The following is a 12,128-nucleotide window of genomic DNA, read 5'->3' on the forward strand; positions in this document are numbered from 1 at the left end:
GAAGCGGCCCAAAATCTAGGACCACGCGGCGGCGCGTACGCCGCCGCCTTGATACCTACAGGAGCTGTTCGGCAGTGTGCTGGCTGTGCCTTGTGGCCTCGCGAGCCTCGGAGATGAGCTCCACGAGGTCGGCTATGAGCTTGGGGCTTGCGGCGATGGTTGCGCGGGCGGTCATGTTGTGCGGACTGCCGTCGAGGTCGATCACTGTGGCACGGGCTTCGCGGGCGATGACGACGCCTGCGGCGGTGTCCCATGGGTTGTTGCTGAGCATGATGTTGGCGTCGATCTTGCCGTCTGCCACCCACGCGAGATCGATCGCGGCCGAGCCGAACATTCGTTTGCGCTGGACGCGTGCGGCCAGCTCTTGACGGCTTGTCCCGGGTCGATGGCGGGCGTGATGATCAGCTTCCACCTCGGCCGTCTACGGACCTCAGGCCGGCGCGGCGATCATCCCCGAGCCGGAGCGCCCCCACCGGAGGCGATCTTTCCATGAGGTCCGGGTGGAGAGATCATCCGAGTAGCGGGAACGCGGCACGTGGGTGCCAGCGGTCGCCGTCGCTGACGAAGAGGTTGACCGACGTGACGTTTGCCATGATGGGCAGTCGTGTGGTCAGCGCGGCTTCCGCCTCGTCGAGCACATGCGCCTGTTGGCCGTGGGCGACAGTCAGGTGCGGGATGACCTCCGTGAACTGTCCACCGTAGGGCGGCGCTTCGGGCCACCGTGCCGCGACGGCCTCGGTCAGGGCGCGAAACGGCTGGTCAGGTGTCGGTGCGAGGTAGAGCACGTCGGGGAAACGCTGGCACTTGCCGAACCGGACGCTGAACGGCCTGTGCTCGCCGAGCAGTGCCCTGAGTTTGTCGATCACCGCAGCGTCGATGCGATCAATGTCCAGGAACGGCACGAGCACCGTCACGTGTGCGGGAACCCCGGCCGAGGCGGAGGAATCAAAACGCTGCCGCCACTGTCCGACCACTGGCTCAGCTTCCTTCACCACGACCAGCAAGGCCGTCTCGCCTGTTCGGTACTGTCCTGAAGTGCCGTCCGACATGGTCGGACGATCTCAACCTTCGGGGCGGGTTTGCTACCTCTTTATGGCGCAGTCGCCTCGCATATCGAACGGCCCGGGCCGCTGCCGCCCGGGACCGGCCCCCAGGCCGCACGCCCGGGCGGCGGGCGGCGGAGGGCCGTCGGCGGCGCGCAGCGCCGCCGCTTGAGCAGCACATCACGCCACATCTCGGCAACGTCCCGATAGCCAAGATCAGCACTTCGACCGTTCGGCGGTGGCGGGCCGATCTGCTCGGCAACGGAGTATCGGTGAGCATGACGGCCAAGGCGCACCGGCTGTTGCGAGCCGTACTGATGACCGCCGCCGACGACTGCGTCATCCCACAGAATCCGTGCCGGATCCGAGGGGCCGGCGACGAGCACGCGCAAGAACGTCCCGTGCTCGCTGTCTCTCAGGTGTTCGAGCTGGCCGACCGAGCTGGGCTACGTCCGATCGGGCAATGTCCGGAAGATTAAGGATGGTGCGTACCGGCTGCGCTTCCAGCGGCACGGCGCGATGCGCACCCATCCGGAGATCTTCCTTACCCGAGTGGCGGCGGAGCGGGCGCTGTGGAAGATGGCCTTGGAGGGTAAGGCCGACTCCACCCAGGACCGGCGGTTCCGTGCGATGGTGCTTCTGGCCACGTTCGCAAGCTTGCGTTGGGGTGAGGTCAGCGCGCTACGCCGGATGGATGTCGATCTCGAGGCGCGTACGGTCCGTGTCCGGGTTGCCTTCGTCGAGCGCTCTGCGGGTGGGCTGGTGCTGGGCCTCCCAAGTCCAAGGCCGGACGTCGGACGGTGGGCATCCCGCAGAGCATCGTTCCCATCCTGCGGGAGCACAGGGACACCTATGTTCAGGACGGGCCAGGCGCCCTGATGTTTCCGGCGGCCAAGGGCGGCCCGATGCGCCGCAGCGGCTTCAACACCCGCACTCGGTGGGTGGATGTCGTCACGGAGACGGGCCTGCCGGGGCTCCATTTCCACGATCTGAGGCACACGGGCAACATGCTGGCCGCCGAGTCCGGCGCGGGGCTCAAGGACCTCATGGCACGCATGGGACACGGCAACGTCCGAGCGGCCATGATCTACCAGCACGCCGTCAGGGGAGCCGACGAGGCGATCACCAACGCCATCGATCGGCAACTCGAAGCTCGTGACGATGACGACGACGAGGGCACGGCGGGCGCACTGGTCCCCGCAGGGGGATCAAGAGCTAATGGCCCGCGAAGATCGAACCATTTCGGAAACAATCAAGGCTCGGGTCGGGATTCATGTCCCCACCTGGGCCTTCGCGATGAGAGCGGGTGACGGGAATCGAACCCGCGCTGTCAGCTTGGGAATTGCAGGGATCTCGGCTCATAGGGGCGTTGACCTGCGGCTGAGGCCGGTCGTGAGTGACCGTGGTTGACCCCTCGTTACCCGGGTTAATGGCACGCTAATGGCACGACGATCAGTCCGTGACCTGGAGTTTGTCATGTGCACCACGCAACTGCCATTGCCCGATCATCCGGTTAGCTCAGCTCGTCCCGTGTCGATCCCAGACGGGACGATCAGCTTCCACATCAGCCCCCTAGACTTAAGCGCATTAAGTGCAGGAGGGCGATCATCCCGGAGCCGGAGCACCGCCAGAGGCTTGCTCTTGCCTCAAGGAGAGAGCGAGTAGACAATCCCCTGCATGATGATCAGAGTTTGCCTCCTGGTGATGACCGTTCAACAGGTCGTACTGATTGGCGGGCTGCTCCTACTGTGGAGCGTCAAGGACGGAACAGGGATCGTTACCCTTCCCGACGCGACCCTGCAAGCGGCTTCGACGGTGTTATGCGTGGGCTGGGTTCTCGGGACGCTAGGAACGACGCTTGGCTATCTCGGGCTATTGATTAAGCAGGTGAACGGAGCGGCTGGGGCTGCCCGTTCGGGCGACCGGGTATGACCGGCAGCATGACGAAGGCCAGTCGAACCGGGGCTCGAACCAGGAAACCACGGATAAAAGCTCGGCCGATCATTGATCCAGACAGTTCAACGCAGGTCAAAGGGCGTGCGCGGTCCATCCTGAACGCCCTTGGACGGCTTCGTATTGCAACCCGAACTGCAACTCTGAGGCAGGTCGTCCGCGGCGTCCGAGGAAGCCAGGACGGTGGCGACTATCAGCCGTATCCCTGTGACGAGCGCGGCCGGAAGAACGAAGAAGAGCCAGAACCCCCACGCATCCCGACCCGCCGTCCAGGCGATCACGAGCACCACGATGAAGGCGACGAGAGTAGCGGACAAGTAGAGGATCTTGCGTCGGCGGTTATGTGACGTCACAAAGAGCGATGCCACGACGATAACAACAGGTATTGCGTACATAAGGATCATCGCGAGTAACACACTGGATTCCTCGGCTCCCACGAGCACTGGCTGTACGTTTGCCCGCTTGGATCGTCTCACATAGCCCGGATTCAGTTCGCGCGGCCCACGGTTGGATCTTTCCGTCACCGTCAGCTCTGCGCGGGGCATCTGACAGAACGTCCACCTGGAGTGCAAGCACCACCTATCGCTTCATAGCTCTGTACCGCTTGAGGAGCGCCGTGATTTTGTCGTAGTCACGCGCGCCGTTCAGCTCGTCGAGCAGGTCGTCAGGGCATAACTCGTAGAGGTCGCCCCACCAGCGACGCGTCTTGTTGTCCCAGATCCGATAGCCGCCGGGAACGCCTCTGGCGACGTAGCGCCTCCTGCCCATAGTTCGTCACCCTGCAGTCCGCCCGTTCAGGTAGTCAAGCTCGGCGATCAGCCACCTTGCACGGCCCTGGCCTTCGCCCTCGGACGGTGGACCTGTACCGCTGGCTGCTCAAGAAGCACATCACGCCGTAGCTCGGCAACATCTCGCTCAGCAAGGTCTCCACGGCGATGATTCGGCAGTGGCGGGCGGACCTGCTCGGCAAGGGCGTCTCCGTGGGCATGGCGGCCAAGGCGTACCGGCTGCTGCGTGCCGTGCTCATGACAGCGGCCGAGGATGACAGGATCATGTCCCGCAACCCGTGCCGTATCCGTGGGCCGGCGACGAGCACGCCGAAGAGCGACCGGTCCTCTCCGTGAGGCAGGTCTTCGAGCTGGCGGACAAAGTGGGGCGCCGACCCGTGGGCAGCATCCGAGGACTCAAGAGAGGCGAAGGACATCGCATCCGATTCCAAAGGCATGGTGAGATGCGGACCTCCCCGGAGGGCTTCCCGACGAGAGCGGAGGCCGAGCAGGCACTGTGGCGGATGATCGACACCGGGCAAGCCGACTGCAAGCACGATCGCCGCTACCGGGCCTTCGTGCTCCTGGCCAGGTTCGCGAGCCTGAGGTGGGGCGAGATCACCGCGCTGACCCGATCCGATCTCGACCTCGACGCGGGTACGGTCGGCGTGCGCCTGGCTTACGTTAACGCTCCACTGGCGAGCTGGTTCTCGGTCCACCCAAGTCCAAGGCGGGCAAGCGCATCATCGGCATCCCGCAAGCGATCATCCCGGCTCTGAGGGAGCACCTGCGGCTCTACGTGAAGCCCGAGGCGGGAGCGCTGATCTTCACCGGGATCAAGGGCGGCCCGATGCGGGGGAGCGGGTTCAACAAGCTCGCCGGATGGATGGAGGCCGTGCGGGCGATCGGCGTCCCGGGGCTGCACTTCCATGATCTCCGCCACACGGGCAACATGATCGCGGCGGACTCGGGCGCAGGTTTCAAGGACCTCATGGCGCGTATGGGGCACGACAACGTCCGGGCCGCGATGATCTATCAGCACGCGGTCAGGGGAGCCGACAAGCTGATCACTGAAGCGATCGACAAACACCTCATCGGGCACGAACGGGCACGCGACGATGATGACGACAATCCGCCTGGCCTGCTGGTCCCTACCGGACAGAGATCAATAACCCCACACAAGATCAAAGCCCAGGTACCGAATCCATCGATCTACCTGGGCCTTCACAGTGAGAGCGGGTGACGGGAATCGAACCCGCGCTGTCAGCTTGGGAACTGCATCGAGTACGCCAGGCAGGGCGGCTGAGCTGGGTGTCGGGCCGATCGTGAGTGGCCGTGGTTGACCCTTTGTCACCCTGGATAATGGCCCGCTAATGGCCCAACGATCAGGACGCTGAACTGCTCTCTTCGACAGGCTCGGCGACCATGGTACGGAGCTGAGGGCAGTCTGCGAGGGCGTCGCCCTCTGCGAAGCGGCAGCCAACTGCACGGCCGGCTTCTCGCTGGCTTCAGAGCTGAGCGCCCCTGGCATAGCCGAGGCTGGCCGGAAATGAGTGGCGCAGCGTCACTCGGCGGGAGTTCACTGGTGCGACTGTTCACAAAGGGAGTCTTTTCAGTGATCGCAATTTCAGCCGCTTCCGGTGCACTCGGCCGCCTCGTCATCAGCCATTTGCGTACCCGGGCGGAGGTGGTAGCCGTGGTGCGTGATCCCGAACGGGCTCCCGAAGGCGTTCCAATACGGCGCGGTGACTACGACGACCCGGCAAGTTTGCGTGAGGCCTTCGACGGGGCCGGCCGTCTCTTTCTGATCTCCTCCCCGGAACTGGATTCCGCCCGCAGGATCAGGCAGCACCTGGCCGCCGTGGCCGCCGCCAAAGACGTCGGCGTCGGTGTCATCGTCTTCACCAGCTTCCTGGGAGCCGGTGGCGTCGCCACCGGCATGACTGAGGCCTATCACGCCACCGAACAGGCCATCCTTGACAGCGGTCTGCCGCACACACTGTTGCGCCATCCCTTCTACAGCGACGCGTTCGTCCCGCAAATCTCCGGCGGAGAAATCACCAGCAGCACCGGAGGCCGCAGCCTGAACACGGCGTTCCGGTCGGACTTAGCCGAGGCGGCAGCGAACGTGCTGACGGGTGAGGGGCACTTGGGCCAGGCGTACGACTTCACCGGGCCTCTGTGGAGCTATCCCGAGGTAGCCAAGGCGCTGGGAGTGACCTACCGCGAGGTGCCGGACGCCGGCCCAGGCCCCATGAGCTGGCTCTCTGCCCAGGTGCGCGCGGGCGCGTTGGAACAGCAGACCCCTGATCTGGAGCGAGTGCTCGGAAGGCCCGCCGAAACGGTCATCTCTTATGTCCTGGACCGTCATTCGCCGCAGGTTCTCTAACGACGAAGGCTCTGATGCCGTGTGACCGACCCGCGTACTGACACGAGCCCGGCAAGATCAAAGCCCAAGCACCGAATCCACCGGTCTACCTGGGCTTCCATACGTGGAGCGGGTGACGGGAATCGAACCCGCGCTGTCAGCTTGGGAACCGGCTACTGATCTTGGTGTCCTGAGCGGGGAGAACGGGGGTCCTGGTCAGACCGCGACGAGTGGCCGTGAGTGGCCCTGAATGACCTTGACCTGCCGTTCGTTCTGGCACGCATCTGGCACGAGGATCAGCTCTCCGACCTGGGATTGAAACGCACTGCGCGCACCCCGCCCGCCTCGGCCCCATTAGGATCCGCCGATCTTGAGCACTTCCCCCTCCCTGAGCTGGAGATCCACTCCAGAGGCGATTGTTGACTCGGCACTACAGACCCTCGGGCGACGCGTGCGTGTAGCGGTTGAGCGTGGTCGAGGTCGACGAAGCGGGTATCCGGCCTGGCCTTGCCCGAATCACTGCCATACCCGCGATATACCGCCCCTCGCTAGCGTTGGCCGTGTCAACAACCCGCATGTGGCGGGCGTTTCTTGCTGCCCAACCGGCAGCATCCAAAATCGCCGCGATATCCCCAAGGAGAACGATGGATTCCCGTGCCTTCATCCGAGCCGCAGCTGTGGCGGCAGCCGGTGTGGCGGCAGCTGTGCTCACCATGACTGTCGCCACACCGGCCGCCGCCGCTCCGGCGGCCAACGCCGCGCCCTCCTGCGTCAATGTCCAGCATGGGAGGACCTTCTACGAGGAGACCGCCTTCGGAAAGTACTACCACCACTGGGTGAAGATCACGAACAACTGCGCCAGCAAGAAGAAGCTCAAGGTGGACTGGAGGGGGGCCTTTATGCCCGACTCGAAGTGCACCACGATCAACAAGGGCAAGAGCGCAGAATTCACCAAGGACGGCAAGTGGGACGCCTACGCCGGGTGGTACGGCTGCTGAGCTGACCCGTAGGGCATTCAGCTCCTCACCGGGTTCTGGCGGAGAACGCCAGCCCAGCCCGGTAGAAGACCACAGCGAAGCTCCCGGCCGACGGCCTGCCAGCCAGCAGATCGCCGACCGGGAGCTTCGCTGTGTTCCGCGTCCTGGGCTGAAGGCGTGGCACGGCATCGCGAGGCCGCTACGACAAGATGCCCGAGAGCGATCTTGCTGGCCTCCACCTGCGAGGAGCAGTGATCTGGATGCGCAGCCTCCAATGATCACGACTCAACACAGGCCCTAGCGGACCTCCTGCGGTGCTGACCCAGGCAGCACTGATGCCCCGCTTTCGATGCATGATCGTTCTTGCTAGGGCACAGAGTATGGGCAGCAGTCAAATCCCGAAAGGGCGCACAGACGATCCGCTGTCTCGCTGTCTACCTACGACGACACGACCGAGTCAGCAGCCACATGCTTGGCTTCGCGACCTGAGGACACCGCTATCCGGTGAGCCGGTGCTGAGGAACGAAGCACCGGATCGTCGATCGCCCCCAGCCACTACCTGAGGCCAGCCCACGCGTGGCGATCGTAGGGCTGCATTCGTGCGGCGGCGTGACGCTGGGGTCGGTGAGCTTGCTCAGTACGGCGGGCGCCACGATCGGCGTGGCGGTCCGTGCTGCTGCCGCCCGGGACCGGCCCCCAGGCCGCATGCCCGGGCAGCGGGCAAGCGACGGGCCGCTGTACGGCGGCGCGGCGCGCCGCCGCTTGAGGCCCGCACGGTCAAGATCGACGCTTCCGTCTCTGAGATGAAGACGGGTGAGCTCGTCACCGGACGGCCCAAGACAGATGCCGGTGTCCGGGTCGTAGCGCTCCCGGAGGTCATCATCGGTGACCTGACGTGGCACCTTCAGCGGTTCAGCGAGGGGGAGCCTGACGGGCTGGTGTTCGTGGGGGAGAAGGGCGCGCAACTCCGCCGGAGTGCCTTCACCAAGATCTGGGCCAAGGCGATCAAGAAGGCCGAGCTTCCGGCAATCCACATCCATGATCTCCGCCACACCGGCAACACCCTGGCGGCGATGACCGGAGCATCACTCAAGGAACTGATGGCCCGCATGGGCCACGCCAGCACCAAGGCCGCGATGATCTATCTCCATGCGGCGAAAGACCGGGATCGGAAGATCGCCGACGCCCTCGGCGAGATCGTCAAGGAAGGCCTCAAGCCCAAGGAAGACGAGGGCGATGACGGCCATGAGGGAGCGCTCGTGCCGGTCGGCTAGTTGCACGTAATTGCACGGAAGATCAACTGTTCTGGCACGAATCTGGCACGACAGCGAAAACAGACCCCAGCAAGATCAAAGCCCAGGTCTCGGAAACCACTTCCGACCTGGGCTTTCTCGTTGGGAGCGGGTGACGGGAATCGAACCCGCGCTGTCAGCTTGGGAACTCTTTCAAGATCATGGCCTCTGAGCAGGGGAAACGCTGACCTGGGCATACGCCTGTCGAGTGACCGTGAGTCCCCGCGACTCCCCGTGGATCGCCGTCCGAACGGGCACGCAGCGGGCACGGCCCGGCAGCCTGCACGAACTCCACTCGCTCTGCTCGGGCATCTACCTCACTCATCTAGGCCCAACCGGCGAGTGACTCGTGATCACAAAGGGTTGGACAGCGCCTCCGCGTGGACAAGAAGATCTCGGCATGGGAACCGACATCCACGGATTCATCGAGTGCCGCACATGGACTCCCGGCCTCGATGTCGGCGAGACCGCTTGGTGCGCTGCTATCTCGCTGAAGATGTTGGTTGGTAGAGACTACGAAGCCTTCGATTGTCTCTTCGGGGTTCGCAGCTCAGGCCACTGGCGACCGATAGCGGCCGATCGCGGGCTCCCTCAGGATGCGTCGGAGAGCACCAAAGCGGGATTGGCGAAATGGGGGAAAGCCGCCTTCGGTGTCACGTGGTTGAACTGGGATGAGGTCACCGCGATCGACTGGGATGAACCCGCCCTTCGTCCGACCAACATAGCCCAGTACCGGCAGCTTCCCGATCAGAGTCTAGAACTCGTTTACCGCTCGGTATGGAGCCGCAGATTCGCTCGGGTAAGTGGCGTGGACACCTTGACGGTCGACCCTTATCAGGTTGCTGTGCTGTGGGATGAAGGCACCGAGTGGAGGGACAGAGACACCATCTTCCGCGTTGAGCGTGCCACGCGCCGCCGTGCGGTACCGCCTGACAGCCTCTGGCACGGGGTATGGACAGTCATGCGTACGCTCGCGCATGTTCACGGAGACGATGCTGTCCGCTTGGTGGCATGGTTCGAGGAGTAGACGATCCGGCATGCCGAACAGCACTTTTCGTGTGTGGAGCGGGTGACGGGAGTCGAACCCGCGCGCTGTCAGCTTGGGAATTGCAGGGATCATGGCTGCCGTAGCTCGCGTTCCCCGGTCAGCGCCGCTGTCGGGTCGGTCGTGAATGACCGTGGTTGACCCCTCGTCACCCCCCTTAATGGCACGCTAATGGCACGACGATCAGTCCACGAACGTGGGGTGCCGGTCACTCCTGAAGGTCATTCCCGGCCCAGGACTGGGAATCGCTCCTCCGCAGCAACCAGGGCGTCAACGATCGCCGGGATATCCGTCTGATCCAAGCCTTCTACCTCGAACCGAAGAGTGTTACGCATCGAAGGATGGTCCGCTATCGTCCCCGCGACGGAGAGCGAACCTCTTGGATGACACTCCACGATGAGCTCCACCCAATGTTCCATCGAGGACAGTACGGCGCGCCCCTGAACCTCTGCGTAGATGCGTTGTAGATCCACCCGGAAGTCACGTAGTTCCTCGACCCGGAGACCAGCGTCGATCTTGGCGATGAAGCCTCCGACGCGCACGAGGACGGGAGAGGTGAGCCAGTTTCCGTCCCAGAAATCAGTGGTGCCGGGGTGCATGCGACCTACTACTTGGATCGCCACATGATCGGCCTGCTTGCTCCTGCCAATGACGATCTCCGTGGAGTCCATGCGCTCATCCTGCACGAGCAGGCGCGGCCTCGCGTACCCCGCCCGCCTGAGATCATCCCGTCTGCCGTCGACCCGCCCGCACGGGAAGCGGGGCAGGGCCACGGGGCCAATGTGGAGCGCGCGTTTCCAGAGGTATAGCGAGATGCGTACCTTCCGGAGGTCTTCCTAACGCGGAATGAGGCAGCCACCGGCCTGCCTCGCCCTGCACAAATGGCCAGGGAGACGAGCCTGGCGAGGCGTAGACTGCGAGCATGAGCGCGATGCGTGAAGAGTTGCATGCTCTAGTCGATCGGCTTCCGGATGACCGTGTCCAGCCGGTTCTCGCACTTGTCCGCGAGAACCTCGAGATGGCTGGTCGGCGTGAGCGAGCGCTGGCCATTATGGAGCGGGTTCAGGAGCGGATGCGCGGTGTGACGGGCGTCGACGAGGAACTGGACCGTCTCCGGGAAGGTGCGCGTGGCTGACGCGTACGTCGTGGACACTGGTGTGTTCCTACGGTGGTTCGTCGATCAACCTGGCTACGAGCACGCCCGCCAGATCCGGGACGACTTCCTGCACGGCCGGGTAAGACTGGAGACAGCGGACTTCGCGCGGATTGAGGTTGCCGGAGTGCTGCGAAAGAAGGGTCTGCTCGCGGGCCGGCTATCCGCAGATGAGTTCATTGCGGCCGTTCGGATCATTGACGAGCTCGGTGTCCGGGTTTATCCCGTGGACGCCGACCGGTTGGAGCGGGCCGCCGCCCTGGCGGTGCGGTTGACGTTGCGCATGTATGACGCTGTCTTCGCACAGCTTGCTCTCGATCAAGAGATTCCGCTGCTGACCACCGACGCAAAACTCCACCGGGCGCTTGATGGCGTCGTCGAGACCGAACTTCTTAAAGACGCAAGCCCTCAGTGATCACCGCTGAGCGGTGGGACTGAACGCTGTTACACGAACACTGGAGCGGGTGACGGGAATCGAACCCGCGCTGTCAGCTTGGGAACTGCAAGGATCGCGGCACGTGGGGGCTCTGAGCTGGGCGGAAACCCGGTCCTGAGTGACCGTGATTGACCTCTCGTTACCCTGCCTAATTGCACGCTAATTGCACGGCGATCAGCCTGCGACCTGGTGTTTCTCGCGCGACGCGCGCACCCTGCGCCCTAATCATCCCGTCTGCCGTCGACCCGCCCGAAGGGGAAGCGGGCCAGGGCCACGGGGCCAAGGTGGAGCCCCCAACCGGAGGAACGACCTTGGCCCCGTGGCCCTGGTCTGCTCGGCTTGTCCCGGGTCGATGGCGGGCGGGATGATCAGGCTTCCACCTCAGCCACCCTCGGACCTCGTCTCACGCACCTCGATCATCCCGGAGCCGGAGTGCCCCGCCGGAGGCAACTTCTCTGTTTGCTCGCAACGCGAATGGATCAGCTATATCTTGAGCCTTGGTTCGCGAAGCAATGCATAACTACCACCCTGCATCGCCATCTTCGACGTGGCATCTCGTTCAGGCTCGACGAGAGAAGCAGCGGGTGCATTGCGGAGCGAGTTTGTCTAAGCGCTACAGGTGTCTCGTCCGAGTGATGTCGAAGATCACTCGATTGGCGGGGTCCCTGGAGCGCTTTTTCGTTGTAAGGAAGGAGGGATAGTGAGCGCGTTCAGAGAACTCGGACGGACGGCCCGGTTCGCGGCATCGAACTGGGGCCGTACCGCCCGAATGTGCCTACTGCTGCTAGCGGTCGCTGTAGCAGTCGGCGCCTTCATCGCAGTCAGGAACTTGCCCTTAATCACTTGGTGACGAGTTCCATTCTGATGTTGCGTGCGTGCACGGAATCCGTGCACGCACGCAACGCACTGCTTTGAGGCTAGCGGAAGCGCTTGCAAGTTGGTCGCGAACCTCGCGAACTTCGCGACGCAAGACGGTACATCGCGAAGCAGGGCGATGCCCTGGCGGTCCGAGTGGCGGGCGCGCGCGAGAACGGCCCCCAGGCCGCACGCGCAGCGCGCGGCCCGCAAGCTCGGGCCGCGGGGAGGGGGGGGTG

General features: G+C 64.1%; 16 protein-coding genes. 11 read left to right on the forward strand and 5 right to left on the reverse strand.

Translation table 11 applies throughout. From position 1 onward, the window contains the following. Positions 1-55 precede the first annotated feature (55 nt). Positions 56-412, reverse strand: a complete 357-nt coding sequence (locus tag ACFKCF_RS51860; protein WP_394503552.1) for an inositol monophosphatase family protein — start codon at positions 410-412, stop codon at positions 56-58. Positions 413-509: 97 nt separating this feature from the next. After that, the gene (locus ACFKCF_RS51865) at positions 510-1,049 is read right to left on the reverse strand and encodes a 2'-5' RNA ligase family protein (protein ID WP_394503554.1); all 540 of its coding nucleotides are present in this window, start codon (positions 1,047-1,049) and stop codon (positions 510-512) included. A 794-nt stretch (positions 1,050-1,843) separates the two neighbouring features. On the opposite strand from ACFKCF_RS51865, the gene ACFKCF_RS51870 reads away from it, so the two are divergent. Both ACFKCF_RS51870 and ACFKCF_RS51875 read left to right on the forward strand, forming a co-directional pair. Then, a complete protein-coding gene (locus ACFKCF_RS51870; RefSeq protein WP_394503556.1) occupies positions 1,844-2,353 on the forward strand; it encodes a tyrosine-type recombinase/integrase in 510 nt (169 codons plus the stop codon). A 367-nt stretch (positions 2,354-2,720) separates the two neighbouring features. After that, entirely contained in the window at positions 2,721-2,975 is a 255-nt protein-coding gene (locus ACFKCF_RS51875; protein WP_394503557.1) for a hypothetical protein, read from the forward strand. Between the two features lie 86 nt (positions 2,976-3,061). On the opposite strand, the gene ACFKCF_RS51880 is transcribed toward ACFKCF_RS51875, so the two are convergent. Both ACFKCF_RS51880 and ACFKCF_RS51885 read right to left on the reverse strand, forming a co-directional pair. After that, the gene (locus ACFKCF_RS51880) at positions 3,062-3,541 is read right to left on the reverse strand and encodes a hypothetical protein (protein ID WP_394503559.1); all 480 of its coding nucleotides are present in this window, start codon (positions 3,539-3,541) and stop codon (positions 3,062-3,064) included. Between the two features lie 34 nt (positions 3,542-3,575). Next, complete coding sequence (locus tag ACFKCF_RS51885; RefSeq protein WP_394503561.1) at positions 3,576-3,764, reverse strand: hypothetical protein; 189 nt, start codon at positions 3,762-3,764, stop codon at positions 3,576-3,578. Between the two features lie 167 nt (positions 3,765-3,931). Between ACFKCF_RS51885 and ACFKCF_RS51890 the strand changes: the two genes are divergently transcribed. From ACFKCF_RS51890 to ACFKCF_RS51920, 7 genes are all read left to right on the forward strand, one after another. Then, positions 3,932-4,120 carry a hypothetical protein gene (locus tag ACFKCF_RS51890; protein ID WP_394503563.1) on the forward strand — a complete coding sequence of 63 codons (189 nt, stop codon included), beginning with the start codon at positions 3,932-3,934 and terminating at the stop codon, positions 4,118-4,120. A 107-nt stretch (positions 4,121-4,227) separates the two neighbouring features. Then, positions 4,228-4,542 carry a hypothetical protein gene (locus tag ACFKCF_RS51895; protein ID WP_394503565.1) on the forward strand — a complete coding sequence of 105 codons (315 nt, stop codon included), beginning with the start codon at positions 4,228-4,230 and terminating at the stop codon, positions 4,540-4,542. An 8-nt stretch (positions 4,543-4,550) separates the two neighbouring features. Then, a complete protein-coding gene (locus ACFKCF_RS51900; RefSeq protein WP_394503702.1) occupies positions 4,551-5,006 on the forward strand; it encodes a tyrosine-type recombinase/integrase in 456 nt (151 codons plus the stop codon). A 372-nt stretch (positions 5,007-5,378) separates the two neighbouring features. After that, positions 5,379-6,152: an NAD(P)H-binding protein gene (locus tag ACFKCF_RS51905; RefSeq protein ID WP_358337338.1), complete on the forward strand. Its 774-nt coding sequence runs from the start codon at positions 5,379-5,381 to the stop codon at positions 6,150-6,152. Between the two features lie 449 nt (positions 6,153-6,601). After that, the gene (locus tag ACFKCF_RS51910; protein WP_394503567.1) at positions 6,602-7,129 is read left to right on the forward strand and encodes a hypothetical protein; all 528 of its coding nucleotides are present in this window, start codon (positions 6,602-6,604) and stop codon (positions 7,127-7,129) included. 578 nt (positions 7,130-7,707) lie between these two features. After that, complete coding sequence (locus ACFKCF_RS51915) at positions 7,708-8,382, forward strand: tyrosine-type recombinase/integrase (protein WP_394503569.1); 675 nt, start codon at positions 7,708-7,710, stop codon at positions 8,380-8,382. A gap of 418 nt (positions 8,383-8,800) precedes the next feature. After that, positions 8,801-9,427, forward strand: a complete 627-nt coding sequence (locus ACFKCF_RS51920; RefSeq protein ID WP_394503571.1) for a hypothetical protein — start codon at positions 8,801-8,803, stop codon at positions 9,425-9,427. A 239-nt stretch (positions 9,428-9,666) separates the two neighbouring features. On the opposite strand, the gene ACFKCF_RS51925 is transcribed toward ACFKCF_RS51920, so the two are convergent. Next, positions 9,667-10,116, reverse strand: coding sequence for a hypothetical protein (locus ACFKCF_RS51925; RefSeq protein ID WP_394503572.1), 450 nt, complete (start codon positions 10,114-10,116; stop codon positions 9,667-9,669). A gap of 251 nt (positions 10,117-10,367) precedes the next feature. Here ACFKCF_RS51925 and ACFKCF_RS51930 point away from each other — a divergent pair, with 251 nt between their 5' ends. Continuing rightward, a complete protein-coding gene (locus ACFKCF_RS51930) occupies positions 10,368-10,580 on the forward strand; it encodes a hypothetical protein (protein WP_394503574.1) in 213 nt (70 codons plus the stop codon). Beyond that, on the forward strand, positions 10,573-11,013 hold the full coding sequence (locus ACFKCF_RS51935; protein WP_394503576.1) for a type II toxin-antitoxin system VapC family toxin: 441 nt from the start codon (positions 10,573-10,575) through the stop codon (positions 11,011-11,013). The genes ACFKCF_RS51930 and ACFKCF_RS51935 overlap by 8 nt, the downstream gene beginning before the upstream one ends. Positions 11,014-12,128: the final 1,115 nt, after the last annotated feature.

This window comes from Nonomuraea sp. JJY05 (assembly GCF_043496855.1).
Classification (GTDB): Bacteria; Actinomycetota; Actinomycetes; order Streptosporangiales; family Streptosporangiaceae; genus Nonomuraea.

Coding starts and splice junctions, on each gene's coding strand:
- ACFKCF_RS51865 (WP_394503554.1), bottom strand. CDS start 1,049: ATGTCGGACGGCACTTCAGGACAGTACCGAACAGGCGAGACGGCCTTG.
- ACFKCF_RS51875 (WP_394503557.1), top strand. CDS start 2,721: ATGATGATCAGAGTTTGCCTCCTGGTGATGACCGTTCAACAGGTCGTA.
- ACFKCF_RS51880 (WP_394503559.1), bottom strand. CDS start 3,541: ATGCCCCGCGCAGAGCTGACGGTGACGGAAAGATCCAACCGTGGGCCG.
- ACFKCF_RS51885 (WP_394503561.1), bottom strand. CDS start 3,764: ATGGGCAGGAGGCGCTACGTCGCCAGAGGCGTTCCCGGCGGCTATCGG.
- ACFKCF_RS51890 (WP_394503563.1), top strand. CDS start 3,932: ATGATTCGGCAGTGGCGGGCGGACCTGCTCGGCAAGGGCGTCTCCGTG.
- ACFKCF_RS51895 (WP_394503565.1), top strand. CDS start 4,228: ATGCGGACCTCCCCGGAGGGCTTCCCGACGAGAGCGGAGGCCGAGCAG.
- ACFKCF_RS51920 (WP_394503571.1), top strand. CDS start 8,801: ATGGGAACCGACATCCACGGATTCATCGAGTGCCGCACATGGACTCCC.
- ACFKCF_RS51925 (WP_394503572.1), bottom strand. CDS start 10,116: ATGGACTCCACGGAGATCGTCATTGGCAGGAGCAAGCAGGCCGATCAT.
- ACFKCF_RS51930 (WP_394503574.1), top strand. CDS start 10,368: ATGAGCGCGATGCGTGAAGAGTTGCATGCTCTAGTCGATCGGCTTCCG.